Here is a 26,067-nt window from a genome sequence, read left to right on the forward strand (position 1 = left end):
GTCCCCCACGAGCAGCCCCGGTCCGGGACCTGACCCCTGGACCGGGGCGAGGTGCTCGCGCCGTTCCCCGCGCCCCTTCTGGGCGCCGCAGCGGGGCGGAACGTCAGCGGACCCCGAAGCCGTACACCGTCTCCGACCGGAACACCTCGCCCGGCCTGAGCACCGTGCTCGGGAAGCCGGGCTGGTTCGGGGAGTCCGGGAAGTGCTGGGTCTCCAGGGCGATGCCGTCGCACGGGGCGAACGGCTCGCCCAGGTGGTCGGCGGTGTAGAGCTGGAGGCCCGGTTCGGTCGTCGACACGGTCAGGGTGCGGCCGGAGGCCGGGTCGTGCAGCTCGGCGACCTGCTCCGGGGCGGCGGTCACGCCCTTGTCCAGCACGAAGTTGTGGTCGTAGCCGGAGCCGACCTTGCGGGCCGTACGGAAGTCGAACCGGGAGCCGGTCACGTCCTCCAGGGCGCCCGTCGGGATCAGGCCCGCGCCGGCCGGGGTGATGCGGGACGCGGCGAGCCGCAGCTCGTGCCCGCCCGCGTGGCCCGCGCCGGCCAGGTTGAAGTAGCTGTGATTGGTCAGGTTGACCACGGTCGGCGCGTCCGTGACCGCCTCGTACGCGAGATGCAGCGCGCCCGACGCGTCCAGGGTGTACGTCGCCGACACCTCGAGCCGGCCCGGGAAGCCCTGCTCGCCGTGCGGACTCACCCGGGACAGCCGCACCCCGTGCTCGACGGGCTCGGCGTCCCACACCCGCTTGTCGAAGCCGCGCGCGCCGCCGTGCAGGCAGTTCGCGCCCTCGTTCGGCTCCAGGGCGTAGACCGCGCCGTCCAGAGGGAAGCGTGCGTGCGCGATCCGGTTGGCGTACCGGCCGATCAGGGCGCCGAGGAACGGCTCCGGATGGGCGAGATAGCCGTCCAGGCCGGGGAAGCCCAGCACCACGTTCGCCGTCCGGCCCTCCCGGTCCGGCACCTCGACCGACCGCACGATCCCGCCGTACGTCAGGACCTCCACCCGTGTCCCGGCGCGCTCCAGGGTCCAGCGGTGGACCGGCGTGCCGTCGGAAACCGTGCCGAAAAGTTCGCTCATGTGGAAAACAGTAGGCGATAGGTGTCCTAGCCAACCGGATCGGCCGCGGTGACCGTCCGGTACGCGATCGCCGCGAGCCGCGCCTGGCCGTCCCTGCTGGGGTGGAACCAGTCCCAGCGGCTGAGCTGGCCGGTGCCGAACCGGTAGTCGTAGACCGCGTTGTCGTCGAAGCGGCAGCGGCGGTCCTGGGCGCAGACCTCCTTCAGCACCTCGTTGTACTCCACCACCCGCTGCTGCACCCGGTCCCGGCGCAGCATGGCCGCGCTGGTCAGGTCGTCCGCGTCCGACAGCATCGACGGGCAGATGCCGAGCTTCCACACCTCCTTGCCCAGCGGACTGGTCCGGCCCTCCGACCACAGCCGCTTCAGGTTCGGCACGCTCGCCACGTACACCTGCGACTTCGGCGACGCGGCGCGCAGGGTGTGCAGGGCCTCCTCGAGGTCGGCGCGGAAGTCGGCCACCGGGGTCATGGCCCGCGCCGAGGACCGGCAGGCGTCGTTGGCGCCCACCATCACCGTCACCAGCCCGGGGCTGTGCTCCGCCGCCTGCGCCATCTGCTCGGGCAGGTCCGCCATCCGGGCGCCGGTCACCGCGTAGTTCCAGCTGCGCCGGGCCGCCCCCGCGGGGCCGAGCAGCCGCACCGCCAGGCTGTCCACCTCGGTGTCGCTGCCCGTCGCCCAGGACACCTCGGGGCAGTCCGACAGCACCGTGCACGCGTCGAAGCCGCGGGTGATGGAGTCGCCGACCGCGGCGACCGAGTCCGGGCTGCGGTTCCACACCGGCCCCGCCGCGCGCGCCCTGGTGCCCTGCGGCGCGGGCGAACTCCCGCCCGCGCTGTCGCATCCGGCGAGGCCCAGCACCGCGGCCGCCACGACGGCGAGAGCGGCTCGCGTACGGCTGCTCGGCTTGCGCATCCTGCTGGTCCCCTCGTCGCCGGACCCGGTCCTCCGGGTGAACGTGTGTGCTTCCCCCCATAACAACGTGCGAGGGTTCCCGAACCGGCGCCCTGGAACGGAGCACCCCCGTACAAGCGTCCCCCTGGGTGAATGGCGGAGGTTTCCTGGCACCGGGACCGACGGTACGTCACACTCCTTGCACCGCCGCAGGGTAGCCTCGCCATCAACGCGGCCGTCGTGCCACTGCCGCCAGCCAGTCCGCAAGATGTCCCGCTCTGCCCGGAGGTTCCGGTGACGACACGTGGAGTTCTGTACGTGCACTCCGCGCCGCGCGCGCTGTGCCCGCACGTCGAGTGGGCCGTCGCCGGGGTGCTCGGCACGCGCGTCAGCCTCGACTGGATCCGGCAGCCCGCCGCCCCCGGAACCTGGCGCTCGGAGTTCTCCTGGCAGGGCGAGGCCGGTACGGCCTCCAAGCTGGCCTCCGCGCTGCGCGGCTGGCACCTGCTGCGCTTCGAGGTCACCGCCGAGCCCTGCCCGACGGCCGAGGGCGAGCGCTACAGCTGCACCCCCGACCTCGGCATCTTCCACGCCGTCACCGGCATCCACGGCGACATCCTCATCCCCGAGGACCGCCTCCGCGCGGCGCTGATCCGCTCCCAGCGCGGCGAGACCGACCTGGAGGCCGAGATCGCCAAGCTGCTGGGCAAGCCGTGGGACGACGAACTGGAGCCCTTCCGGTACGCCGGCGAGGGCGCACCGGTGCGCTGGCTGCACCAGGTGGTCTGAGGTTCCGTTCCGCCTGACCGGGCCCCTGTGATCGGGCACCCGTGACCGGGCAAGAGAAGCAAGCGAAAGGGCCCCTGCCGCTCGGCAGGGGCCCTCACGCACGTTCTCAGAGCGTCCGGAACGCCAGCACCACGTTGTGCCCGCCGAAGCCGAACGAGTCGTTCAGCGCGGCGATGCGGCCCTCGGGCAGCTGACGCGCCTCGCCGCGCACGATGTCCGCGTTGACGTCGGGGTCGAGGTCGTCGACGTTGATCGTCGGCGGAGCCGTGCGGTTGACCAGCGCCAGGATCGACGCGACGGTCTCGATGCCGCCGGCGCCGCCCAGCAGGTGACCGGTCATCGACTTGGTCGCGGAGATCGCCATGTGGTCGACGTCGTCGCCGAACACCTTGCGCAGCGCCTTGATCTCGGCGACGTCGCCCTGCGGCGTCGACGTGGCGTGCGCGTTCACGTGCACGACCTCGGCCGGCTTCAGGTCCGTGCTGTCCAGCAGGTTCTGCAGCGCGTGCGCGATGCCGTTGCCGGACGGCTCCGGCTGCGTGATGTGGTGGGCGTCGGCGGAGATGCCCTGGCCGACCGCCTCGGCGTAGATCCGGGCGCCGCGGGCCTTCGCGTGCTCCTCGGACTCCAGGACGATCACGCCGGCGCCCTCGCCGAGCACGAAGCCGTCACGGCCGGCGTCGAAGGGACGGGAGGCGCCCTGCGGGTCGTCGTTGTTCTTGGACATCGCCATCATGTTGCCGAACGCGGCGATCGGCAGCGGGTGGATGGCGGCCTCGGTACCACCGGCCACGACCACGTCCGCACGCCCGGTGCGGATCATCTCGATCGCGTACCCGATGGCCTCCGCGCCCGAGGCGCAGGCCGAGACGGGGGTGTGCACACCGGCGCGGGCGCCCAGCTCGATGCCGACGTTGGCCGCCGGGGAGTTGGGCATCAGCATCGGCACGGTGTGCGGGGAGACGCGGCGCACGCCCCGCTCCTTGAGGATGTCGTACTGGTCCAGGAGCGTCGTCACGCCGCCGATGCCGGAGGCGATGACCGCACCGAGGCGGTCGGGGTTCACGGACGCGTCCTCACCGGCCCTGGCGGCGAACCCGGCGTCCTTCCAGGCCTCCTGAGCGGCGATCAGCGCGAACTGCGCCGAGCGGTCCAGCTTGCGGGCCTGGGGCCGGGGGATGATCTCGCCGGGATCCACGGCGATCTGCGCGGCGATGCGGACCGGCAGGTCGGCAGCCCACTCCTGCTCCAGAAGGCTGACGCCGGACGTGCCGGCGACCAGGGCCTCCCAGAACGAAGCTACGTCGCCACCCAGCGGTGTGGTTGCGCCGATACCGGTGACGACCACGGTGCGATTGGTCGGGCTCACGGGAATTCTTTCTCCAACGGATGCGGGAATCAACGGCGCCACCGCCGGGTGGCGGGGCCTTGGGCCCTGGGCCTAAGAGGTGTCCTTAGGCCTGGTGCTTGAGGATGTAGTCGGTCGCGTCGCCGACGGTCTTGAGGTTCTTGACGTCCTCGTCCGGGATCTTCACGTCGAAGCGCTCCTCGGCGGCGACGACGACCTCGACCATGGACAGCGAGTCGACGTCCAGGTCGTCGGTGAAGGACTTGTCCAGCTGGACGTCCTCAACGGGGATCCCGGCGATCTCGTTCACGATCTCGGCGAGACCGGCGACGATCTCTTCCTGAGTGGCGGCCATGTCAGGCGCTCCTTCTTCGATGTTCCAGACGGTTTGTGGCGATTTCTGCCGTGTCCCGATCACATGATCGGGCACGCAGTGCCTAGGGGAGGGTAACGACCGTGGCGGCGTAGACGAGACCCGCCCCGAATCCGATGACGAGCGCGGTGTCGCCGCTCTTCGCCTCCCCGGTCGCCAGGAGCCGCTCCATCGCGAGCGGAATCGAGGCGGCCGAGGTGTTGCCGGTGGTGCGGATGTCACGGGCGACCGTGACGTGCTCCGGCAGTTTGAGGGTCTTCACCATCGAGTCGATGATCCGCACGTTGGCCTGGTGCGGGATGAAGACGTCCAGCTCCTCCGAGCTGATCCCGGCCGCGTCCAGCGCCTGCTGGGCGACCTTCGCCATCTCGAACACGGCCCAGCGGAACACCGCCTGGCCCTCCTGCGTGATGGCGGGGAACTTGATGTTGCCCTCGCTGTCCAGGGGCAGCTGCGACACGTCGCCGATCCGGAAGCGGTCCCAGGGGACGGTCTGCTTGATCGTCTCGGCCTTGTCGCCCTCGGAGCCCCACACGGTCGGGCCGATGGCCGGCTCCTGGGAGGGGCCGACGACGACCGCGCCGGCGCCGTCGCCGAACAGGAAGGCGGTGGCCCGGTCCTCCAGGTCGGTCAGGTCGCTGAGCCGCTCCACGCCGATGACGAGCACGTACTCGGCGGAACCTTCCACCACCATGCCCTTGGCGAGGGTCAGGCCGTAGCCGAAGCCCGCGCAGCCCGCCGAGATGTCGAAGGCGGCGGCCTTGTCCGTGCCCAGCTTGTCGGCGATCTCGGTGGCGACGGCCGGGGTCTGGCTGAAGTGCGAGACCGTCGAGACGACCACGGCGCCGATCTGCTCGGCGGCGATGCCGGCGTTGGCGATCGCCTTGCCGGCGGCCTCGACGGACATCGCGGCCACGGTCTCCTCGGGACCGGCCCAGTGCCGGGTCTCGATGCCGGAGCGGGACCGGATCCACTCGTCGGAGGAGTCGATCCGCTCCAGGATCACCTCGTTGGGCACCACCCGGGTCGGCCGGTAGCCGCCGACACCGAGGATGCGCGCATACGGGGCACCCTTGCTGGGCTTGATCTTCGCCATGTACGGCTCCTTAGGCGCCGGCGTGCTCGGCGAGGAGCGCGCGGGCCGCGTCGAGGTCGTCGGGGGTCTTCAGGGCCAGCGTCGTGACGCCGGGCAGCGCGCGCTTGGCCAGTCCGGTCAGCGTGCCGCCCGGGCACACCTCGATGAGCGCGGTGACGCCCAGCTCCTTGAAGGTCTCCATGCACAGATCCCAGCGCACGGGGCTGGCGACCTGGCCGACCAGCCGCTCGAGCACCTCGGCGCCGCTCGCGACCGCCTTGCCGTCCCTGTTGGAGACGTAGGTCACCTTGGGGTCGGCCGGGTCGAGCTCCGCGGCGGCCTTGGCCAGCGTCTCGACGGCGGGAGCCATGTGGTGGGTGTGGAAGGCGCCGGCGACCTTCAGCGGGATCACCTTGCGGACGCCCTCGGGCTTGTCCTCGTTCAGCGCGGCCAGCTGCTCCAGCGTGCCCGCGGCGACGATCTGGCCCGCCCCGTTGATGTTCGCCGGGGTCAGGCCCAGCTTCTCCAGGTGCGCCACGGAGGTCTCGGGGTCGCCGCCGAGCAGCGCCGACATGCCCGTCTCGGTGACCGCGGCGGCGTCGGCCATCGCCAGACCCCGCTTGCGGACCAGGCCCAGCGCGGCGGTGTCGTCCAGCACGCCCGCGAAGGCGGCGGCGGTGATCTCACCGACGCTGTGCCCGGCGACCGCGCCAGGGGCGGTCTCGGAGATGGCACCGAGTGCCGCGGCGGACAGGATCCCGGCGGCGACCAGCAGCGGCTGGGCCACCGCGGTGTCGCGGATGGCGTCGGCGTCGGCCTGGGTGCCGTAGTGCACCAGGTCCAGGCCGAGGGCGTCCGACCAGGCGGCGACGCGGTCGGCGGCACCGGGCAGTTCGAGCCAGGGAGTCAGGAAGCCGGGCGTCTGGGCGCCCTGGCCGGGAGCGACGAGTACGAGCACTCTCACACTCTCTCTTGGGGACGGCCGGGGCCGCCCGTGGGGACTAGGACGAAGAACACGAAGGGCTTTTGTGGACCTCCCACAAAACCTTATGCCGGGGGTTCGCCGTCGGCCAGACGCCCCAGGATGAGCGCAATCCGCAGTGTGAACGCGGATCGTACATCCGACGGCGACCAACCGGTGACGTCTGTCACACGTCTGAGCCGGTAGCGGACGGTATTCGGGTGAACGAAGAGCATCCGGGCCGCGCCTTCCAGGCTGCTCGCCTGCTCCAGATAGACACTCAAGGTTTCCAGCAGCGCCGAACCGGCCTCTTCCAGAGGTCTGTAGATCTCCTCCACCAACTGCTCGCGGGCGCTCGGATCGCCCGCGATCGCGCGCTCCGGGAGGAGATCGTCCGCCAGCACCGGCCGCGGCGCGTCCTGCCAGGCCGAACACGCCTTCAGCCCCGCGGCGGCGGCCTGCGCGGACCGCGTGGCGGCCAGCAGATCGGGCACCACGGGCCCCGCGACGACCGGGCCCGCGGCGAAGGGCCCGATCAGCGACTTGGCGACGGCGAGCGGGTTGTTGCTGCCGCCGGCGATGACGACGAGCCGGTCGCCCAGCACCCCGGTGAGCACCTGCAGTTTGGCGTGCCGGGCGGCCCGCCGGATGGCTTCGACGGTCAGCTCGCTGTCCCCGTCCGGCGCCGTGCCCAGCACCACGCACACGTGCTCCGGCGAGTTCCACCCGAGCGCGGCGGCCCGGCTGACGGCCCCCTCGTCGGCCTCCCCGCTCAGCACGGCGTTGACCACCAGCGACTCCAGCCGCGCGTCCCAGGCACCGCGTGCCTCCGCGGCCTGGGCGTACACCTGCGCGGTGGCGAAGGCGATCTCGCGGGCGTACACGAGCAGCGCCTCGCGCAGCACGCTCTCGTCCCCGGGCGCCGCGACCTCGTCGATCGCGCTCTCCATGACCTCGATGGTGGTGCGCACCATCTCCACGGTCTGCCGCAGCGTGATGGCCCGGGTCAGCTCGCGCGGCGCAGTGCCGAACACGTCCGTGGAGATCGCCTGGGGCGCGTCCGGGTGCCGGAACCACTCGGTGAAGGCCGCGATGCCCGCCTGGGCGACCAGCCCGATCCACGAGCGGTTCTCCGGGGGCATGGCCCGATACCACGGCAGGGTCTCGTCCATGCGCGCGATGGCCTGAGCGGCGAGCGACCCTGAGGACTTCTCCAGCCGCTTGAGGGTCGCGGCGTGCGGGTGGACGTCGTGCATGTGGGGATCGGCGTGCGGATCGCTGCTGCGGGATTCGGGTTCGGGCACGGGACAAGACTGCCTTATCGGGCCGGGCCGGTGTGCCGCCGGGGTTGGGCTGGACCGGCGTCGGCCGGTCCGAGCCCGGCTACCGTGGTGCGCGTGATGGACGTACGGCGCTCCGGCGAGCGCTACCCCGGGGGCGATCCCGAGGCCGGGATCGAGTCGTGGCACGCCTTCTCCTTCGGCCCGCACTACGACCCCGGCAACCTCCGGTTCGGCGCGGTCATCGCCTGCAACGAGGAACGGCTCGCGCCCGGTGCCGGGTTCGACGAACACCCGCACAGCCACACCGAGATCGTCACCTGGGTCGCCGAGGGCGAGCTGACCCACCGCGACTCCACCGGCCACGAGACGAAGGTCCGCCCCGGCGACGTCCAGCGGCTCAGCGCGGCGGCGGGCGTCCGCCACGTCGAGCGCAACGACGGCCCGGCGCCCCTCACCTTCATCCAGATGTGGCTGGCCCCCCGGCAACCGGGCGGCGAGCCCTCGTACGAGATCGTGCCGGGCATCGCCGACGCCACCCCGTACGCCGTCCCCGAGGCCGGCGCGATGCTCCACGTGCGCCGTCTGGCACCGGCCGAGCGCACGGCCGTCCCCGACGCGGCGCACGTCTACGTCCACGTGGTCCGCGGCGCCGTCCGGCTGGGGGAGGAGCACCTCGACGCCGGCGACTCGGCGCGGATCACGGGGGCGGCCGGGGTGGAGGCGGTGGCCGTCACGCCGGCCGAGGTGCTGATGTGGGAGATGTCATAGCGGCGGCGGTCGCAGCCGGTGTCAGCCCCGCAGCTCCGTCAGTACGGCGTCCGTGAACACCGGCCACGCCTCGATCGCCCAGGGGCCGAACGCCCGGTCCGTCAGCGCCACCCCGGCGACCTGCGCGTCCGGGTCGATCCACAGGAACGTACCCGACTGCCCGAAATGCCCGAAGGTGCGCGGTGACGAGGAACTCCCGGTCCAGTGCGGGGACTTGGAGTCGCGGATCTCGAAGCCCAGCCCCCAGTCGTTGGGGTTCTGGTGCCCGTACCCCGGCAGCACCCCCTTCGTCCCCGGGTACTGCACGCTCATCGCCTCCGCGACCGTCCGCGGGTCCAGCAGCCGCGGCGCCTGCACCTCCGCCGCGAACCGCAGCAGGTCCGAGACCGTGGACACGCCGTCCTTCGCCGGGGAGCCAGCCAGCGACGTCGACGTCATGCCCAGCGGCTCCAGCACCGCCTGCCGCAGATAGTCGGCGAACGGGATCTCCGTCGCCTTGGCGATGTGGTCGCCGAGCTGCTCGAACCCGGCGTTGGAGTACAGCCGCCGCTCGCCGGGGGGCGCCGTCACCCGGTGCTCGTCGAAGGCCAGCCCGGAGGTGTGTGCGAGAAGGTGGCGGACGGTCGCCCCGGGCGGTCCGGCCGGCTCGTCCAGCTCGATCGCGCCCTCCTCGTACGCGACGAGCGCGGCGTACGCGGCCAGCGGCTTGGTGACCGAGGCCAGCGCAAACCGGTGTCCGACGGGACCGTGCGTCCCGACGACGGTCCCGTCGGCTCGTACGACGCCCGCCGCGGCGGTGGGGACGGGCCAGTTCTCGATCAGCGCCAGGCTCTGCAACGACATGCCGGCGAGCCTATGCGGCTCACAGGGCCAGCCGCATCGAGGGGTCGGGCTTGCGCACGAAACCGAGGGACGCGTACAGCGGTTCGGCCTGCGCGGACGCGTTCAGGTCGACCTGCCCGGCGCCCCGCTCCCGGAACCACTGCAGCAGCTCCTCCATGCACGCGCGCGCGTACCCGCGCCGCCGGGCGTCCGGGTCGGTGGCGACGCTGAAGACGTGCCCGACCCGCCCGTGCGGGTTCCCGGCGCGGCCGATGCGGTACTCCAGCGCCCCGCACACCAGCGCGGCCAGCGCCCCCGGCCGGTCCGGGTGGTCGACGACGAACGCCGCGAAGTCCCCGTCCGCGTCGGCCAGCCTCTCCCGCAGCACCGGCAGGGACTCCGCGTGCCAGTCGGTCGGACCGCCCCCGGCCTCGAACATGGAATCGATCATGACCTGGCGCAGTCGCAGCACTTCCGCGGCATCCTCGGGCACGGCCCGGCGTACAAGACTCATGAGCCGCACGCTAGCGACGCGTCCCGGCCCGCGTCCTGGGGATTTCTTACCGGATCCGCTTGCTTGGAGTGCACTCCAACCCCATAGCGTGGAGGCCATGACGGTGATGCAGACGACGCCAGCGGACACCGCACGAACGGCCCCCGCCGACATCTGCTCCGCCCCGCCCAGACGCCATCCGCGCCCCGACGGCCAGGACCGCTACACGATCAGCGAGGTCGTGGCGTTCACCGGCCTGACCGCGCACACCCTGCGCTGGTACGAGCGGATCGGCCTGATGCCGAACGTCGACCGCTCGCACACCGGCCAGCGGCGCTACAGCAACCGCGACCTGGACTGGCTGGACTTCGTGACCAAGCTGCGGCTGACCGGCATGCCGGTCGCGGACATGGTCCGGTACGCGGAGCTGGTCCGGGAGGGCGAGAGCACCTACGCCGAACGGCGGGAACTGCTGGAGTCGACCCGCAGGGACGTGCTGAACCGGATCGCCGAGCTGCGCGACACGCTCGCCGTACTCGACCGCAAGATCAGTTTCTACGCGATGGAGGGGACCACGCGATGACCGACGCCAGGATTCCGACGGTGAGGCTCGGCGAGGGCGGACCCGAGGTGGGCGTCCAGGGCCTCGGCTGCATGGGCATGAGCTTCGCGTACGGCCCCACGGACGCCGGCCAGGCGCGCGCCGCGCTGGAGCGGGCGCTGGAGCTGGGCGTGACGCTGTACGACACGGCCGACGCCTACGGCGCGGGGGAGAACGAGCGCTTCCTCGCGCCCTTCTTCGCGGCGCACCGGGACGAGGTGGTGATCGCCACCAAGTTCGCGCTGTCGATCCCCGAGGACGACCCGACCAAGCGGATCATCCGCAACGACGCCCCGTACATCCGCCAGGCCGTCGAGGCCAGCCTCAAGCGGCTCGGCGTCGACGTGATCGACCTCTACTACATGCACCGGCGCGATGTGAACGTCCCCATCGAGGAGACCGTCGGCACGATGGCGGACCTGGTCCGCGAGGGCAAGGTCAAGCACCTCGGGCTGAGCGAGGTCACCGCCGACGAGCTGCGCGCCGCACACGCCGTGCACCCGATCGCGGCCGTGCAGTCGGAGTGGTCGCTGTTCAGCCGGGACATCGAGGCGAAGGTCGTGCCGGCCGCGCGGGACCTGGGCGTCGCCCTCGTGCCGTACTCGCCGCTCGGCCGCGGCTTCCTCACCGGCTCCTTCACCGACGCCGAACAGGAGCTGACCGCCGACGACTTCCGCCGTCAGCAGCCCCGCTTCACCGGCGCCAACGCGACCGCCAACGCCGCCCTGCTGGAGCCGGTCCGCGCCGTCGCCGAGGCCCACGGCGCCACCCTCGGCCAGGTCGCCCTGGCCTGGGTGCAGCAGCGGGCGGCGGTCGACGCCCTCCCGGTGGTGCCCATCCCGGGCACCCGCAAGCCGCAGCGGGTGGAGGAGAACGTGGCGGCGACGGCCCTCACCCTGACCGACGAGGAACTGGCCCGGCTCGAGCCGATCGCCGGCAAGGTGGCGGGTGAGCGCTACGCGGACATGACGTTCGCGTCCGCGGGCCGCGAATAGCTCACAGCTCCGCCAGCAACTCCGCCTTCTTGGAGGAGAATTCCTCGTCGGTGACCAGCCCGGCCTGATGCAGCTCGCCGAGGTGCCGGATCCGCTCGGCGATGTCGGCGGGGTCGCGCCGTGACGGGGCCGGTGCCACGGGCACCGGCCCCCGCGTGCGTACGGCGGCGAGGACGGCCGCCGCGAACGGCAGCGACTCGTGCACCGGCCCGTATCCCAGCCCGAACACCACCGCGGCCGGATCCTGGTCGGCCGGCACGGGCGCCGCCGCGTCGGCCGCCCTGCGCAGCAGGCGCAGATGACCCTCGAACACCTCCGGCGAGCGCCACTCCACCCCGTTCAGCTCCGTGACCGGAAAACTCTGGTCGCCCGCCTTCCACTTCGCCGACGACGCGCCCGTCCACGACCAGCGGAACTGCACCGCCGTCCCGTCGAAGCTCGCCTTCCCGTCGTACGCCTTGAAGGACAGCGGCACGTCGGGCGCGGCCACCAGGTGGTGCTCCACGGGGCCGGACTCGGTCAACAGCCCCTTCAGCTCGTCCGCGTAGTACTCGGCGAGCGTCTCCCGCTCGGCCGGCAGCACCAGCCGGTACGGATCGGAGCCCTCCTTCAGCTGCCCGGCCGCCGCCTCCATCAGCGGATCGGCGCCGGCCCGCGGCAGCAGCCGCAGGACGACCGTGCCGCGCTTGCCCGGGCTGATCGTCACGCCCTCGACCGCGGACAGCGGAACGCGCCGCTCCCCGAGCGCCTGGAACAGCTTCGGTGTCCGAATCCCCCGTTCGTAGCGGATGAGCACGGAGTCGGACTCGAACTCCCAGACGGCATGAAATCCCGCCAGTACGTCACCCATGCGGCTCATCGTATGCGGCACGTCCTCCTCCGTCGCCACCCGCGCAGACCGCACTTCCTGCTGTTTCTACGCGCGTCCGGCGGGAGACGCGCCGGACAGACCGGCTCGGCACGCGTCGTTGTCGTGGGCGCACGTGACCTCGTCGTACGCCCCGACCGCCACGGCGGCCAGGTTGCGCAGACTGTCGGTGCCCGGCTGGAAATAGCCGGCGTGACCTCGCGCGTCCCGCGCCGACAGCACCCGCGCGCCGAACGCGGACGACACCGGATCGGCGCCGTGCCCGAGCCCGCCGAGCTCCAGATACGGCACGTCCTGGATCCAGTCGCTCGCGTCGCGCATCGCCCACACCCGCGCCCCGGTGCCCAGGTGCGAGGCGCTGGAGACACGCATGCCGGGGCTCGCCGCCACCGCTATGTCGGTGACCCGGCGGGGCATCCCGTGCGCCGCGACCCCGCAGACCACCGAGCCGTAGCTGTGGCACACCATCGCCACCGGGGCCCGTCCGGGCAGGGCGTCCAGCAGGGCGTCCAGCCGTACGGCGCCCTCCGCGGCGCGCCCTCCGGTGGCCGCGTCCATGCCGAGCCCGTCGGGGGCGGTGTAGTCGGCCCAGGCGATCACGGCCGTACGGACCGCGGGGCTCTGGGCGCGCTCCGCCGCGTACAGCGCCTTGGCCATGCCGACCGGGGCCGTGTACGGCCGGCCCGTCTTCTGGAAGGTGAGCAGATCGGTGTCGACGCCGGGGACGACGACGGAGATCCGCTCGGCCTTGTCGAGGCTTCCGAACACCTCCGCGATCCGGCCCGAGCCCTCGGGGTCGAAGGCCAGGATGTGCCGGCCGTGGGTCAGCAGCGACTCGTAGCGGTGCATGCGAAGGCCCGCGTCCTGCTGGCCGGCCGCACTGAGCCGGGTGTCGTGCATGCGTTTGCGCTCGACCGTGCGCTGCTGTTCCAGCGCGAGGTGGTTGGCGCGGTAGCGCAGGGTCACGGGCGCGCCGTTCATGTTGCCGACCGCGAGCGGGTAGCGGCGGGCGAGACGGCGCTGGTCCTCCGGCGCGAGGGAGGCGAAGAAGCGGCTGAGCACGGCCGGTGCGGCATGCGGGTCCGGCAGATGGAGGCCGTGGATGCTGCCCTGCTCCCACTCGGCGAGCGAGGCCTGCAGTGCGGTCGACTCCCGGTGGCTGCGCAGGGCGGTCCAGCCGGTGGTCGCGAGCATCACGAACACCACGGCCAGCGCCAGCAGCGCGCGCCAGACGTTCAGTTGCGGGGAGGTGTCGAAGGAAGTCACTGGGAGGACACACTAGGAGAACGAGAGGGTCTCGGGGTAACCGAGTGACCGGTATCACGTTTCGCCAGGCATCGAACGGGTCGTCAACGATCTTCTGACGTGCGCCAGTTCCCGGTGAGCGCCGAGGCCACCTGATCGAGGTAGGACGCGGTGAGTTGACGCATGGCGTCCGGGCCGGAGTCGTCGCCCGTGGACCACTGCCGTTCCGTGACCCTTATCACCCCGCCGAACACGGCCACGGCCAGCCTCGGCCGCGGGTCGGCGTCCACGTCCACGCCCTCCCGCTCGGCCAGCAGCCGGGCGATCGTCTCCTCGGTCGCCGCCGAGCGGCGCAGGTGCGCGGCGAGCAGCGCGGGCGTCGACTCGATCGTGCGGTACATGCGCAGATACAGCTCGACCGGGACGCACGTCTCCACCGTCTCCCGGATCGAGTCCCACCCTTCCAGGACCGCCTGCCGCAGCGCCTGAAGCGGCGCCTCGTGCGGCGGACGCGCGCGTACGGCGTCGACGAAGCGCGCCTCCGTCATCTCCTGGACCGCGAACGCCACGTCCTCCTTGCCGGCGAAGTAGCGGAAGAAGGTGCGCTGCGAGACGTCGACGGCCTCGGCGATCTCGTCGACGGTCGTGTGCTCGTACCCCTGGGTCGTGAACAGTTCGAGGGCGGCCCGCAGCAGCGCTTCCCGGGTGCGCTGTTTCTTGCGTTCGCGCAGTGTTTCCATATCTGTCAGTTACTGACGGATGAAATCGTTTGTCAATTGTCAGAGGCTGTCACTAGCCTCGGCGGTATGACTAGTCAGACCACCATCGATGCGACGGGGCCGGAGGGCGCGGCGCCGAAGGCCCCGCTCGAGTCGCCTCCGGCCGCGGGGCTGCGCGGCCATCCCTGGCTCACCCTGATCACCGTCGCCGTCGGCGTCATGATGGTGGCCCTCGACGGCACCATCGTGGCCATCGCCAACCCGGCGATCCAGAAGGACCTGGGGGCCACGTTCGCCCAGGTGCAGTGGATCACCAACGGCTACTTCCTCGCCCTCGCGGTCTCCCTGATCACCGCGGGCAAGCTCGGCGACCGCTTCGGCCACCGGCAGACCTTCCTCATCGGCGTCACCGGCTTCGCCGCCGCCTCCGGCGCCATCGGCCTGTCCCACAGCATCGCCGCGGTCGTCACGTTCCGCGTCTTCCAGGGCCTGTTCGGCGCCCTGCTGATGCCGGCGGCGCTCGGCCTGCTGCGGGCCACCTTCCCGGCCGAGAAGCTCAACATGGCCATCGGCATCTGGGGCATGGTGATCGGCGCGTCCACCGCGGGCGGCCCGATCCTCGGCGGCGTCCTCGTCGAGCACGTCAACTGGCAGTCGGTGTTCTTCATCAACGTGCCGGTGGGAGCGCTCGCCCTGGTCCTGGGCGTGCTGATCCTGCTCGACCACCGCGCGCAGAACGCCCCGCGCTCCTTCGACCTGCTCGGCATCGCGCTGCTCTCCGGCGCGATGTTCTGCCTGGTCTGGGCCCTGATCAAGGCCCCGACCTGGGGCTGGGGCGACGGCAAGACGTGGCTGTTCATCGGCGTGTCCGCGGTGCTCTTCGCCGTGTTCTCCTTCTGGGAGACCAAGGTCAAGGAGCCGCTGATCCCGCTGGGCCTCTTCCGCTCGGTCCCGCTCTCGGCCGGTGTCGTCCTCATGGTCCTGATGGCCATCGCGTTCATGGGCGGCCTGTTCTTCGTCACCTTCTACCTGCAGAACGTGCACGGCATGAGCCCCATCGACGCGGGCCTGCACCTGCTGCCGCTCACCGGCATGATGATCGTCGGCTCGCCGCTCGCCGGCGCCGCGATCACCAAGCTCGGCCCGCGCATCCCGCTGGCCGGCGGCATGGCCGCGACCGCCGTCGCCATGTACGGCATGTCGACGCTCGAGGCCGACACCGGCAGCGGTGTGATGTCCGTCTGGTTCGCGCTCCTCGGCCTCGGCCTCGCGCCGGTCATGGTCGGTGCGACGGAGGTCATCGTCGGCAACGCGCCCATGGAACTGTCCGGTGTCGCCGGCGGCCTCCAGCAGGCGGCCATGCAGATCGGCGGCAGCCTCGGTACGGCCGTGCTGGGCGCCGTGATGGCCTCCAAGGTGGACAGCGACCTGCCGGGCAACTGGACGGGCGCGGGCCTGCCGAAGCTGACACCGGACCAGCTGGACAAGGCCTCCGAGGCCGTCCAGGTCGGTGTCGCCCCGGTGCCGAAGGGCGTGCCGGAGCAGATCGCCGCGAAGATCACCGAGGTCGCCCACCACACCTTCATCTCCGGCATGAGCCTCGCCTCCCTGGTCGCGGCGGGCGTGGCGGCGGTCGCCGTTCTGGTCGCGCTGCTCACCAAGCGGGGCGCGAACGCGGACGCCGGCGCGGGCGTGGGCCACATCTGAGCCTGCTTCATCTCCGGATCCCCGCGCGGAGTTCGCCTATCAGGGTGACTCCGCTCAAGATCGCTCGCACCGGCGCGCGCCGCGGGTCACAGTGGGTCAAGTCCTCCGCAGGGCATGGGAGGACGCCGGGCCGTGGCGCGCGCTGCTGGGAGGGGGGCAGCGCGCGCAGGTCTGCGCAGGTCTGCCGACGGCGAACCGGGGTACCCGCACATCGAAGCCGAACTGTCCATACGGCCTCAGGGAGTTGATGATGGCAGGCTTCGGGCACGGAACGCGCGGGTACCCCCGGTCACGTGGCCGCACGTGGCACCGGACCGGGCCGGACCGTGCGACGCTCGGCATCATCGGCACGATCTGTGCCGTGGCCGGTTTCTTCGCCCTGGGCATCGTCCTCGGTCCGGTGGCGGTGTTCTGCGGCTGGCAGTCCATGGGCCGCACCTGGTCCAACGACCGCAACATCCCGGCCCTGGTGGCGCTGGTCCTGGGCGCGATCGACACGCTCCTGGCCATCGTCGCCCTGGCAGGCGCGGCGACTTGGGGCCACGGGCTGCTTTAGGCGGCGGTTCCTGGTTGCGGGGGTGAGGGTCGCTTGCCGAGAGCGCCGGCACCTTGCCGGCGCCAGTAAGCGACTCACCCTCCGCCCAGCCGCAGCCCCGGGCCACCAGTCAACTCCGTTGCTGCTCCCGCTCCTCCACCAACCGAGCCACTTCCGCCCGCAGCAACCGCACCTCTTCCGCCAGTTCGCCGATGGCACGCGTCTGCCGCCGCTCCTCCGCGTCGTCCTTCTCGAAGCGCGAGATGAACCACGCCGCGATGTTCGCGGTGACCACACCCAGCAGCGCGATCCCGGACAGCATCAGCCCGACGGCGATCATCCGCCCGAGCCCGGTCGTCGGCGCGTGATCCCCGTACCCCACGGTCGTCATCGTCGTGAACGACCACCACACCGCGTCACCCAGCGTCCGGATGTTCCCGTGCGGCGCGTCCCGCTCCACGGACAGCACGGCGAGCGACCCGAACATCAGCAGCCCGATCACCGCCCCGCCGACGTACGTCGTCAGCCGGATCTGCGAGGCCATCCGCGCCCGCCGCCCCACCAGCAGCAGCGTCGACACCATCCGCAGCAACCGCAGCGGCTGCAGCAGCGGCAGCACCACCGCGCACAGGTCCATCCAGTGCGTGCGGACGAACTCCCTCCGCCGCGGGGTGAGCGCCAGACGCATCAGGTAGTCCACCGCGAACGCGGCCCACACCACCCACTCCGTGGCGGTGCACACGACCGTCACGGAGCGGCGCGCGGGGCTGTCCACGATCGGCACGGCATAGGCGACGGCGAACGCCACCGCCAGCGCGAGCAACGGCCGCTGAGTACGCCGCTCCCAACGCGCCTGCGCCGAATGACCGTTCATAAACGCATAGTAAAAGGCGCGCCCCCTAAGGGGCGCGGGGAACTGCGCGACCAGCCCCCACGCGCCCGCACCCGGCAACGAACCAGCAGGCCCTCCCCGGTCGCCACCCGGCTAAGGCCGAGCGCAGCGGCTACGCGTCTCCGCCCGCCGCCCCCGGATCCGCCGCCGACACGTCCAGCAGCTGGTACCGGTCGATGGCCTGCTTCAGCACCGAGCGGTCCACCTTGCCCTCACGGGCCAGCTCGGTCAGCACCGCGACCACGATCGACTGGGCGTCGATGTGGAAGAAGCGGCGCGCCGCACCGCGCGTGTCGGCGAAGCCGAAGCCGTCCGCGCCGAGCGACTGGTAGGTGCCCGGCACCCAGCGCGCGATCTGGTCCGGAACCGAGCGCATCCAGTCGGACACGGCCACGAACGGACCCTCGGCGCCGCTGAGCTTGCGCGTCACGTACGGCACCCGCTGCTCCTCCTCCGGGTGCAGCAGATTGTGCTCCTCGCACGCCACCGCCTCGCGGCGCAGCTCGTTCCAGGAGGTGGCCGACCAGACGTCGGCGCGCACGTTCCAGTCCGCGGCGAGGATCCGCTGCGCCTCCAGCGCCCACGGCACCGCCACGCCCGAGGCCATGATCTGCGCCGGGACGGAGCCGCTGGTGCCGTCGCTCAGCTTGTGGACGCCCTTGAGGATGCCCTCGACGTCCACGTTCGCCGGCTCGGCCGGGTGCTGGATGGGCTCGTTGTAGACGGTCAGGTAGTAGAAGACGTCCTCGCCGTGCGGGTGCTCGGCGTCGCCGCCGTACATGCGGCGCAGGCCGTCCTTGACGATGTGCGCGATCTCGTACGCGTACGCCGGGTCGTACGCCACGCACGCCGGGTTGGTGGAGGCCAGCAGCTGGGAGTGGCCGTCTGCGTGCTGCAGACCCTCGCCGGTCAGGGTCGTACGGCCGGCGGTCGCGCCCAGGACGAAACCGCGCGCCAGCTGGTCGGCCATCTGCCAGAACTGGTCGCCGGTGCGCTGGAAACCGAACATCGAGTAGAAGACGTAGACCGGGATCAGCGGCTCGCCGTGCGTGGCGTAGGCCGAGCCGGCCGCGATCAGGGAGGCCGTGCAGCCTGCCTCGGAGATGCCGTCGTGCAGCATCTGGCCGGTCGGCGACTCCTTGTAGGCGAGCAGCAGATCCCGGTCGACCGCCTCGTACTGCTGGCCGAGCGGGTTGTAGATCTTCGCGCTCGGGAAGAAGGAGTCCATGCCGAACGTGCGGTACTCGTCCGGCGCGATCAGCACGAACCGCTTGCCGATCTCCTTGTCCCGCATCAGGTCCTTCAGGAGCCGGACGAACGCCATCGTCGTGGCGATGGACTGCTGGCCCGTGCCCTTCTTCACCGTCGCGTACGCCTTGTCGTCCGGCAGCGCGAGCGGCTGGGAGCGCACGACGCGCGTGGGGACGTACCCGCCGCACGCCTTGCGCATGTCGTGCATGTACTGGATCTCTTCGGTGCCGCGGCCCGGGTGGTAGTACGGCGGCGCGCCGGACTCCAGCTCCTTGTCGGAGATCGGCAGGTGCAGCCGGTCCCGGAAGCGCTTCAGGTCGTCGACCGTGAGCTTCTTCATCTGGTGCGTGGCGTTGCGGCCCTCGAAGTTCGGGCCCAGCGTCCAGCCCTTGACCGTCTTGGCCAGGATGACCGTCGGCTGGCCCTTGTGCTCCAGGGCCGCCTTGTACGCGGCGTAGATCTTCCGGTGGTCGTGACCGCCGCGGCCCAGCATCAGGATCTGGTGGTCGGTCATGTTCTCGACCATCGCGCGCAGCCGTACGTCGTCGCCGAAGAAGTGCTCGCGGATGTACGCGCCGGACTCGGTGGCGTACGTCTGGAACTGGCCGTCCGGCGTGGTGTTCATCTTGTTGACCAGCACGCCGTCGCGGTCCTGCGCGAGCAGCGGGTCCCAGGTGCGGTCCCAGATCAGCTTGATCACGTTCCAGCCGGCGCCGCGGAAGATCGACTCCAGCTCCTGGATGATCTTGCCGTTGCCGCGCACCGGGCCGTCGAGCCGCTGCAGGTTGCAGTTGACCACGAAGGTCAGGTTGTCCAGGCCCTCGCGGGCGGCGATGGACAGCTGGCCGAGCGACTCCGGCTCGTCCATCTCGCCGTCGCCGAGGAAGGCCCACACATGGGACTTGGAGGTGTCGGCGATCCCGCGCGCGTGCATGTAGCGGTTCATCCGCGCCTGGAAGATCGCGCCGAGCGGGCCGAGGCCCATGGAGACCGTCGGGAACTCCCAGAAGTCCGGCATGGAGCGCGGGTGCGGGTAGCTGGACAGGCCGTTGGGGTACTTGGACTTCTCCTGGCGGAAGCCGTCCAGCTGGTTCTCGGTGAGCCGGTCGAGCAGGTACGCGCGCGCGTAGATGCCGGGGGAGGCGTGGCCCTGGAAGAAGACCTGGTCGCCGCCGTCGCCCTCGTCCTTGCCGCGGAAGAAGTGGTTGAACCCGACGTCGTACAGCGAGGCGGAGGAGGCGAAGGTGGCGATGTGGCCGCCGACGCCGATGCCGGGGCGCTGGGCGCGCGAGACCATCACCGCGGCGTTCCAGCGGGTGGCGTTGAGGATCTTGCGCTCGATCTCCTCGTTGCCCGGGAAGAACGGCTCGTCCTTGGTGGCGATGGTGTTGACGTAGTCCGTGCTGCGCATCTCGGGCACGGCGACGCGTCGCTCGCGGGCGCGCTCGATCAGCCGCAGCATGAGGTAGCGGGCCCGCTCCCGGCCGCGCTCGTCGACGGCGGCGTCCAGGGAGTCGAGCCACTCCTGGGTTTCCTCGGGATCGAAGTCAGGAACCTGACTCGGAAGGCCGCCAATGATGATCGGATTGCGATCGGGTCCGGAAGCCACGCTGTTCCTTACCTGTCAGAGGGCCGATTTTTTACTCGTGCCTGCACCGTTCCCCATCGTGTACCTCGGGACGGCGTACGTCATCTCCTCGGTGTCCCGGCGCTGTCTCCAGCAGTCAAAACGCAACGATACGCCCGGGGTGTGACGTGTTTGGCAAAGTTGTTCGAGGGGCGTATCACCGGATGATTCCGAGAGGATTCCGAACAGGACAAAGCGGGCACATCGGTGTGATGTGGGTCGCTGATAATCGGGATACGGTGCCAGGAGTTGCGTCGACACGGCCGGGATCGTCACCGTTTCGGCGGTCCGGAGGGCCGGGTACTTGCGCGATCCGCCCCGCCCGTGTGGACTACGGCCAATGCTTCGCGCACGCGCGTGGCTGAGATACTCACCAAGACATGATCAGGAGGCAACCCGTGAGCGCGACCGCGGACCACGCGGAGGAGCGGACGAACCCTGCCGCCAGGCTGGGGTTCCAGCCCGGGCAGGTGGTCCAGGAGATCGGCTACGACGACGACGTCGATCAGGAGCTCCGCGAGGCCATTGAGGAAGCCATCGAGGGCGACCTCATGGACGAGGACTTCGACGACGTGGCCGACGCCGTTGTGCTGTGGTTCCGTGACGACGACGGCGACCTGACGGATGCGCTGGTGGATGCCACCACGTACATCGAAGAGGGCGGCGCGATCCTGCTTCTCACGCCGAAGACCGGCCGTGCGGGGTATGTGGAGCCGAGCGACATCCAGGACGCCGCCACGACGGCCGGCCTGACGGCGTCGAAGAGCGTCAGCGTGGGCAAGGACTGGAGCGGAAGCCGCCTGGCCACGCCGAAGGCCGCCAAGTCCAAGAGGTGATCTTCGCTGTGTGAGCGGACGGGCCGGTTTTCGCCCCGGCCCGTCCCCGGCTCCCCGGTGATCGCTGCGTAGGGTGGACCCGAGCGTTTGCTGTGCGCTCACCCCAACAGCCCACCGAAGGGATGCACGACGATGGCGATCCAGGTCGGCGACAAGGCGCCCGACTTCGAGCTCAAGGACAACCACGGCCGCACCGTGAAGCTCTCGGACTTCCGCGGCGAGAAGAACGTGGTCCTGCTCTTCTACCCCTTCGCCTTCACCGGTGTGTGCACCGGTGAGCTGTGCGAGCTGCGCGACAACCTGCCGAAGTTCTCCGACCGCGGGACGCAGGTGCTCGCCGTCTCCAACGACTCCATCCACACCCTGCGCGTCTTCGCCGAGCAGGAGGGCCTGGAGTACCCGCTGCTCAGCGACTTCTGGCCGCACGGCAACGTCTCGCGCGCGTACGGCGTCTTCGACGAGGACAAGGGATGCGCCGTCCGGGGCACCTTCATCATCGACAAGGAGGGCGTCGTGCGGTGGACCGTGGTCAACGGCCTGCCGGACGCGCGCGACCTGAACGACTACGTGAAGGCGCTCGACACCCTGTAGGCCGACCGTGGCCGACATCCGCGCTGCCGCGGGTCCAGGGCCTGCGGGGGGCGGGAACCCGTCACTAGGATCGGTTCGTTGATCCCCTATCCGAAGCACGACGGGGCTCCCCGCCCCTGGACACCACATGGAGGACCCGTGGGAGTCAGCCTCAGCAAGGGCGGCAACGTATCGCTGACGAAGGAGGCCCCGGGCCTGACCGCCGTCATCGTCGGTCTGGGCTGGGACGTGCGCACCACGACCGGCACGGACTTCGACCTCGACGCCAGCGCGCTGCTGCTGAACAACTCCGGCAAGGTCGCCAGCGACCAGCACTTCGTCTTCTTCAACAACCTCAAGAGCCCCGACGGCTCCGTCGAGCACACCGGCGACAACATCACCGGTGAGGGCGAGGGCGACGACGAACAGATCAAGATCAATCTGGCCGGCGTCCCGGCCGACATCGAGAAGATCGTCTTCCCGGTGTCGATCTACGACGCGGAGAACCGCCAGCAGTCCTTCGGCCAGGTCCGCAACGCCTTCATCCGCGTCGTGAACCAGGCCAACCAGCAGGAGATCGCCCGCTACGACCTGAGCGAGGACGCCTCCACCGAGACCGCCATGGTCTTCGGCGAGCTGTACCGCAACGGCGCGGAGTGGAAGTTCCGCGCCATCGGCCAGGGGTACGCCTCGGGCCTGCGCGGCATCGCCCAGGACTTCGGCGTCAACGTCTGATCCCGGCAGGGATCCGGCACCTGTACCGTCCGGCGCCGCACCGTTTACGGGCGGCGCCGGACGCGCAGGACAACCAGGGAAGCACCACTAGGGGAGGACCAGCATCATGGGCGTCACGCTCGCCAAGGGAGGCAACGTCTCCCTCTCCAAAGCCGCACCGAACCTCACCAACGTCATGATCGGGCTCGGCTGGGACGCGCGTTCCACCACCGGCGCCCCCTTCGACCTGGACGCGAGCGCGCTGCTGTGCGGCGTGAACAACCGGGTGCTGGGCGACGAGTGGTTCGTCTTCTACAACCAGCTCAAGAGCCCCGAGGGTTCGGTGGAGCACACCGGTGACAACCTCACCGGTGAGGGCGAGGGCGACGACGAGTCGATCCTGGTCGACCTCGCCAAGGTGCCCCCGCAGTGCGAGAAGATCGTCTTCCCGGTCTCCATCCACATGGCCGACGAGCGCGGCCAGACCTTCGGCCAGGTCTCCAACGCCTTCATCCGGGTCGTCAACCAGGCCGACGGCCAGGAGCTGGCCCGCTACGACCTGAGCGAGGACGCCTCCACCGAGACCGCCATGATCTTCGGCGAGCTCTACCGCTACCAGGGCGAATGGAAGTTCCGCGCCGTCGGCCAGGGCTATGCGTCGGGCCTGCGCGGCATCGCCCTGGACTTCGGGGTGAACGTTTCGTAGCCGCCGGTACCGCCGGTAGGGTGCACGTCTAGACTCGGGGTCAACGTTTCGCAAAGCCGAGTGCGGCGTGGGGGAGACCCTTCCTCGGATTTCCGCGGGGGAGGTACGCCCCCATCACACGATTGGGTAGCCAGTGCTTCTGAAAACCTTCGGCTGGTCGTTCGCGGTCACCGCGCTCGGCCTGGTCGCCGCGGTCTTCTACGGGGGGTGGGAGGCCTTCGGCGTCGTCGCCATCCTGGCCGTCCTCGAGATCTCCCTGTCGTTCGACAACGCCGTGGTCAACGCCGGCATCCTGAAGAAGATGAGCGCCTTCTGGCAGAAGATCTTCCTCACGGTCGGCGTTCTGATCGCGGTCTTCGGCATGCGGCTGGTCTTCCCCGTCGTCATCGTCGCCCTCACCGCCAAGCTCAACCCGTACGACGCGGTCCACCTCGCCCTCACCGACAAGGACCGCTACCAGCAGCTGGTCACGGACGCCCACCCGGCCATCGCCGCCTTCGGCGGCATGTTCCTGCTGATGATCTTCCTGGACTTCATCTTCGAGGACCGGGACATCCAGTGGCTGCGCTGGATCGAGCGGCCCCTGGCCAAGCTCGGCAAGGTCGACATGCTGTCGGTCTGCATCTCGCTGATCGTCCTGCTGATCACCTCCTTCACCTTCGCCACCCACGCCCACCAGCACGGCGGCGCGCATGCGGACAAGGCCCAGACGGTCCTGATCGCCGGCATCGCCGGCCTGATCACCTACATGGTCGTCGGCGGTCTCTCGGGCTACTTCGAGGACCGGCTGGAGGAAGAGGAGGAGCGCGAGCACGAGCAGGAGGAAGAGGCCGCCCGCACCGGCAAGAAGCGCTCGCCGGTCGTCCTGGCCGGCCAGGCCGCGTTCTTCATGTTCCTCTACCTGGAGGTACTGGACGCGTCCTTCTCCTTCGACGGTGTGATCGGCGCCTTCGCCATCACCAACGACATCGTGATGATGGCCCTCGGCCTCGGCATCGGCGCCATGTACGTCAGGTCCCTCACCGTCTACCTGGTCCGCCAGGGCACCCTCGACGACTACGTCTACCTGGAGCACGGCGCCCACTACGCCATCGGCGCCCTGGCCGTGATCCTCATGGTCACCATCCAGTACGAGATCAACGAGGTCATCACCGGTCTCGTCGGCGTCGTCCTGATCGCCTGGTCCTTCTGGTCCTCCGTCCGCCGCAACCGCGCCCTGGCGGCCGCCGGCGACGGCAGCGGCGAGAAGGCCGAGGTCTCCTCAGGGGTGTGATGCCCCGTCCCTTACGGGACAGATCCGGGCGGTGACGGGGTGTGGCACCGCGCCCGGTGAGGGAACGCTCTGAATCGGGGCGGCCGACGCGGTCGGCCGCCCCGAGCGTCATGGACGACGAGCACACGAACACCTGGGGCGGGAATGGGTCTCTTCGACGGGCTGCGCGGCGCCGGCGCCGCCGACTTCGACGCGGGCAACTCGGCGAACGGCATCGAACTCACCAAGCGGCACCAGACGGTGTCCCTCACCAAGCAGGGCGCGGCCACCGGCCATCTGCGCGTCAACCTCACCTGGCGGATGCGCACCTCCGACTTCGACGCGGGCCGGCGCCCCAGCCTGCTGCGGCACCCCTTCAAGGCCCTCAGGCCGCCGGAGGTCCTCGGTCACGGCCAGAGCATGGTCAACGTCGACCTCGACCTGGGCTGCCTGTACGAACTGTCCGACGGCACGAAGGGCGTCGTCCAGCCGCTGGGCGGCTACCTCGGCGACGTCAACGCCCCGCCGTACATCAAACTCAGCGGCGACGACCGGTTCGGCTCGGCGTCCGGCGAGACGATGTACGTCAACCTCGACCACCGCGACGCCATCAAGCGCCTGCTGGTCTTCGTCTACATCTACGACCAGACCCCGGCCTTCGACCGCACCCACGCCATCGTCACCCTCTACCCGAGCAACGGCCCCCACATCGAGATAGGCCTCGACGAACGCCACCCCCAGGCCCGCTCCTGCGCCGTCGTGATGATCGAGAACGTCAAGGGCGAACTGGTCGTCCGCCGCGAGGTGAAGTTCGTCTACGGCTTCCAGGGCGAACTGGACCGGCTGTACGGGTGGGGGTTGCAGTGGGGCAGGGGCTACAAGACGAAGGTGGAGCGGTGACCTAGGCGCCCTCACCGCCCGATGAACTGCGGCCCCTGCGGAGGCAGCCGGAAGCTGGGGTCCACCGGCCCCGCAGCCGGCACCGGCGCCGGCTGCGGGTAGCCGTACGCCGGCGGAGCCGAGACCGGCTGCGGATAGCCGTACGCGGGCGGCTGCTGCGGCACGGCCGACGTCGGCTGCTCGGGCGCGACCGCTGGGCCCTCGCCCTCGGACTCGTCCACCGAGATGCCGAAGTCCGTGGCCAGCCCCTTCAGCCCGTTCGAATACCCCTCGCCCAGCGCGCGGAACTTCCAGCCCTCCCCGCGCCGGTACAGCTCACCGCAGATCAGCGCCGTCTCCGCGCCCGTCTCCGGCTTGATCTCGAACACGGCCAGCGGTTCGGCGTCGGCGACCGCCGCGTCGTACAGCAGGATGCACAGCGACGGCACCCGGTCGAAGGTGACACCGTCCGCGGACGCGACCAGCAGGATCCGGCCGACGTCCGGCTCGACACCGGGCAGATCGGCCTGGACCGTGTCGGTCAGGCCCTCGGCGACCCGCTTCTTGCCCAGCCGCCACACCTTCCCGGAAGGGTGCCGGGGCTGGTTGTAGAAGACGAAGTCCTCGTCGGAGCGCACACGGCCGTCGGGGCCCAGCAGCAGCGCCGACGCGTCCACGTCCGGGACCGACTGCCCCGGCGTCCAGCGCAGCACGGCACGGACCGTGTCGGCTTCCAGAGGGACGTTCGACCCCTTCAGCATCGCGTGCGTCATGCGGTCATCCTGCCTTC

The 26,067-nt window shown here is 70.6% G+C and carries 27 protein-coding genes; 12 read left to right on the forward strand and 15 right to left on the reverse strand.

The genetic code is table 11. The annotated features are described in order from the left end of the window. Nucleotides 1-103: 103 nt before the first annotated feature. Nucleotides 104-1,075, reverse strand: a complete 972-nt coding sequence (locus AB0950_RS05030) for an aldose epimerase family protein (protein WP_366777822.1) — start codon at nucleotides 1,073-1,075, stop codon at nucleotides 104-106. Nucleotides 1,076-1,101: 26 nt separating this feature from the next. Further along, a complete protein-coding gene (locus AB0950_RS05035) occupies nucleotides 1,102-1,989 on the reverse strand; it encodes an SGNH/GDSL hydrolase family protein (RefSeq protein WP_360143983.1) in 888 nt (295 codons plus the stop codon). 273 nt (nucleotides 1,990-2,262) lie between these two features. Here AB0950_RS05035 and AB0950_RS05040 point away from each other — a divergent pair, with 273 nt between their 5' ends. Further along, nucleotides 2,263-2,757, forward strand: a complete 495-nt coding sequence (locus AB0950_RS05040; protein ID WP_360143980.1) for a DUF3145 domain-containing protein — start codon at nucleotides 2,263-2,265, stop codon at nucleotides 2,755-2,757. 106 nt (nucleotides 2,758-2,863) lie between these two features. On the opposite strand, the gene fabF is transcribed toward AB0950_RS05040, so the two are convergent. The 5 genes from fabF to fasR all read right to left on the reverse strand — a co-directional run bounded on the left by fabF (nucleotide 2,864) and on the right by fasR (nucleotide 7,770). Then, nucleotides 2,864-4,126: a beta-ketoacyl-ACP synthase II gene (fabF, locus tag AB0950_RS05045; RefSeq protein WP_360143977.1), complete on the reverse strand. Its 1,263-nt coding sequence runs from the start codon at nucleotides 4,124-4,126 to the stop codon at nucleotides 2,864-2,866. Nucleotides 4,127-4,211: 85 nt separating this feature from the next. Beyond that, entirely contained in the window at nucleotides 4,212-4,460 is a 249-nt protein-coding gene (locus AB0950_RS05050) for an acyl carrier protein (RefSeq protein ID WP_030341284.1), read from the reverse strand. An 82-nt stretch (nucleotides 4,461-4,542) separates the two neighbouring features. Further along, nucleotides 4,543-5,574, reverse strand: coding sequence for a ketoacyl-ACP synthase III (locus AB0950_RS05055; RefSeq protein ID WP_360571008.1), 1,032 nt, complete (start codon nucleotides 5,572-5,574; stop codon nucleotides 4,543-4,545). Between the two features lie 10 nt (nucleotides 5,575-5,584). Beyond that, nucleotides 5,585-6,511 (reverse strand): ACP S-malonyltransferase, encoded by a 927-nt coding sequence (locus AB0950_RS05060; protein ID WP_366777824.1) that lies wholly within the window; start codon nucleotides 6,509-6,511, stop codon nucleotides 5,585-5,587. An 89-nt stretch (nucleotides 6,512-6,600) separates the two neighbouring features. Continuing rightward, nucleotides 6,601-7,770, reverse strand: a complete 1,170-nt coding sequence (gene fasR / locus AB0950_RS05065; RefSeq protein ID WP_330342944.1) for a fatty acid biosynthesis transcriptional regulator FasR — start codon at nucleotides 7,768-7,770, stop codon at nucleotides 6,601-6,603. 144 nt (nucleotides 7,771-7,914) lie between these two features. Between fasR and AB0950_RS05070 the strand changes: the two genes are divergently transcribed. Then, nucleotides 7,915-8,565, forward strand: coding sequence for a pirin family protein (locus tag AB0950_RS05070; RefSeq protein ID WP_360145452.1), 651 nt, complete (start codon nucleotides 7,915-7,917; stop codon nucleotides 8,563-8,565). Nucleotides 8,566-8,586: 21 nt separating this feature from the next. Here AB0950_RS05070 and AB0950_RS05075 read toward each other — a convergent pair whose 3' ends face one another. Beyond that, on the reverse strand, nucleotides 8,587-9,408 hold the full coding sequence (locus tag AB0950_RS05075; protein ID WP_360143966.1) for a serine hydrolase domain-containing protein: 822 nt from the start codon (nucleotides 9,406-9,408) through the stop codon (nucleotides 8,587-8,589). 19 nt (nucleotides 9,409-9,427) lie between these two features. After that, entirely contained in the window at nucleotides 9,428-9,901 is a 474-nt protein-coding gene (locus AB0950_RS05080; protein WP_366777826.1) for an N-acetyltransferase, read from the reverse strand. Between the two features lie 97 nt (nucleotides 9,902-9,998). Here AB0950_RS05080 and AB0950_RS05085 point away from each other — a divergent pair, with 97 nt between their 5' ends. Together AB0950_RS05085 and AB0950_RS05090 are read left to right on the forward strand one after the other, a co-directional pair. Continuing rightward, nucleotides 9,999-10,463, forward strand: a complete 465-nt coding sequence (locus tag AB0950_RS05085; protein WP_360143960.1) for a MerR family transcriptional regulator — start codon at nucleotides 9,999-10,001, stop codon at nucleotides 10,461-10,463. Next, the gene (locus tag AB0950_RS05090) at nucleotides 10,460-11,476 is read left to right on the forward strand and encodes an aldo/keto reductase (protein ID WP_361983800.1); all 1,017 of its coding nucleotides are present in this window, start codon (nucleotides 10,460-10,462) and stop codon (nucleotides 11,474-11,476) included. The genes AB0950_RS05085 and AB0950_RS05090 overlap by 4 nt, the downstream gene beginning before the upstream one ends. A 1-nt stretch (nucleotide 11,477) precedes the next feature. Here the strand turns inward: AB0950_RS05090 and AB0950_RS05095 are convergent, their stop codons facing one another. The 3 genes from AB0950_RS05095 to AB0950_RS05105 all read right to left on the reverse strand — a co-directional run bounded on the left by AB0950_RS05095 (nucleotide 11,478) and on the right by AB0950_RS05105 (nucleotide 14,329). Next, on the reverse strand, nucleotides 11,478-12,326 hold the full coding sequence (locus AB0950_RS05095; RefSeq protein ID WP_360571014.1) for a DUF4429 domain-containing protein: 849 nt from the start codon (nucleotides 12,324-12,326) through the stop codon (nucleotides 11,478-11,480). Nucleotides 12,327-12,392: 66 nt separating this feature from the next. Continuing rightward, complete coding sequence (locus AB0950_RS05100) at nucleotides 12,393-13,610, reverse strand: alpha/beta hydrolase (protein ID WP_360143951.1); 1,218 nt, start codon at nucleotides 13,608-13,610, stop codon at nucleotides 12,393-12,395. Nucleotides 13,611-13,693: 83 nt separating this feature from the next. Further along, the gene (locus AB0950_RS05105) at nucleotides 13,694-14,329 is read right to left on the reverse strand and encodes a TetR family transcriptional regulator (RefSeq protein WP_360143948.1); all 636 of its coding nucleotides are present in this window, start codon (nucleotides 14,327-14,329) and stop codon (nucleotides 13,694-13,696) included. Between the two features lie 66 nt (nucleotides 14,330-14,395). On the opposite strand from AB0950_RS05105, the gene AB0950_RS05110 reads away from it, so the two are divergent. Both AB0950_RS05110 and AB0950_RS05115 read left to right on the forward strand, forming a co-directional pair. Next, nucleotides 14,396-16,015, forward strand: a complete 1,620-nt coding sequence (locus AB0950_RS05110; protein ID WP_360143945.1) for an MFS transporter — start codon at nucleotides 14,396-14,398, stop codon at nucleotides 16,013-16,015. Nucleotides 16,016-16,265: 250 nt separating this feature from the next. Then, nucleotides 16,266-16,571 carry a small hydrophobic protein gene (locus AB0950_RS05115; protein ID WP_360143942.1) on the forward strand — a complete coding sequence of 102 codons (306 nt, stop codon included), beginning with the start codon at nucleotides 16,266-16,268 and terminating at the stop codon, nucleotides 16,569-16,571. 109 nt (nucleotides 16,572-16,680) lie between these two features. On the opposite strand, the gene AB0950_RS05120 is transcribed toward AB0950_RS05115, so the two are convergent. Further along, entirely contained in the window at nucleotides 16,681-17,424 is a 744-nt protein-coding gene (locus AB0950_RS05120; protein ID WP_360143939.1) for a potassium channel family protein, read from the reverse strand. A gap of 130 nt (nucleotides 17,425-17,554) precedes the next feature. Continuing rightward, entirely contained in the window at nucleotides 17,555-20,302 is a 2,748-nt protein-coding gene (gene aceE / locus AB0950_RS05125; RefSeq protein WP_360143936.1) for a pyruvate dehydrogenase (acetyl-transferring), homodimeric type, read from the reverse strand. A 416-nt stretch (nucleotides 20,303-20,718) separates the two neighbouring features. Between aceE and AB0950_RS05130 the strand changes: the two genes are divergently transcribed. The 6 genes from AB0950_RS05130 to AB0950_RS05155 all read left to right on the forward strand — a co-directional run bounded on the left by AB0950_RS05130 (nucleotide 20,719) and on the right by AB0950_RS05155 (nucleotide 25,298). Further along, nucleotides 20,719-21,156: a DUF3052 domain-containing protein gene (locus tag AB0950_RS05130; RefSeq protein WP_330340350.1), complete on the forward strand. Its 438-nt coding sequence runs from the start codon at nucleotides 20,719-20,721 to the stop codon at nucleotides 21,154-21,156. 132 nt (nucleotides 21,157-21,288) lie between these two features. Beyond that, nucleotides 21,289-21,747: a peroxiredoxin gene (locus tag AB0950_RS05135; RefSeq protein WP_330340351.1), complete on the forward strand. Its 459-nt coding sequence runs from the start codon at nucleotides 21,289-21,291 to the stop codon at nucleotides 21,745-21,747. Nucleotides 21,748-21,885: 138 nt separating this feature from the next. Continuing rightward, a complete protein-coding gene (locus tag AB0950_RS05140) occupies nucleotides 21,886-22,461 on the forward strand; it encodes a calcium homeostasis/redox stress adaptation protein (protein WP_360143932.1) in 576 nt (191 codons plus the stop codon). Between the two features lie 106 nt (nucleotides 22,462-22,567). After that, on the forward strand, nucleotides 22,568-23,146 hold the full coding sequence (locus tag AB0950_RS05145; RefSeq protein ID WP_360143929.1) for a TerD family protein: 579 nt from the start codon (nucleotides 22,568-22,570) through the stop codon (nucleotides 23,144-23,146). 133 nt (nucleotides 23,147-23,279) lie between these two features. Next, nucleotides 23,280-24,419: a DUF475 domain-containing protein gene (locus AB0950_RS05150; RefSeq protein ID WP_360143926.1), complete on the forward strand. Its 1,140-nt coding sequence runs from the start codon at nucleotides 23,280-23,282 to the stop codon at nucleotides 24,417-24,419. Nucleotides 24,420-24,563: 144 nt separating this feature from the next. Further along, on the forward strand, nucleotides 24,564-25,298 hold the full coding sequence (locus AB0950_RS05155) for a Tellurium resistance (protein WP_360143923.1): 735 nt from the start codon (nucleotides 24,564-24,566) through the stop codon (nucleotides 25,296-25,298). A gap of 11 nt (nucleotides 25,299-25,309) precedes the next feature. Here the strand turns inward: AB0950_RS05155 and AB0950_RS05160 are convergent, their stop codons facing one another. Further along, a complete protein-coding gene (locus AB0950_RS05160; RefSeq protein ID WP_366777827.1) occupies nucleotides 25,310-26,050 on the reverse strand; it encodes a TerD family protein in 741 nt (246 codons plus the stop codon). Nucleotides 26,051-26,067 lie beyond the last annotated feature (17 nt).

The sequence above is a fragment of the Streptomyces sp. NPDC007189 genome (assembly GCF_040703635.1).
In the GTDB taxonomy this organism is placed as follows: Bacteria; Actinomycetota; Actinomycetes; order Streptomycetales; family Streptomycetaceae; genus Streptomyces.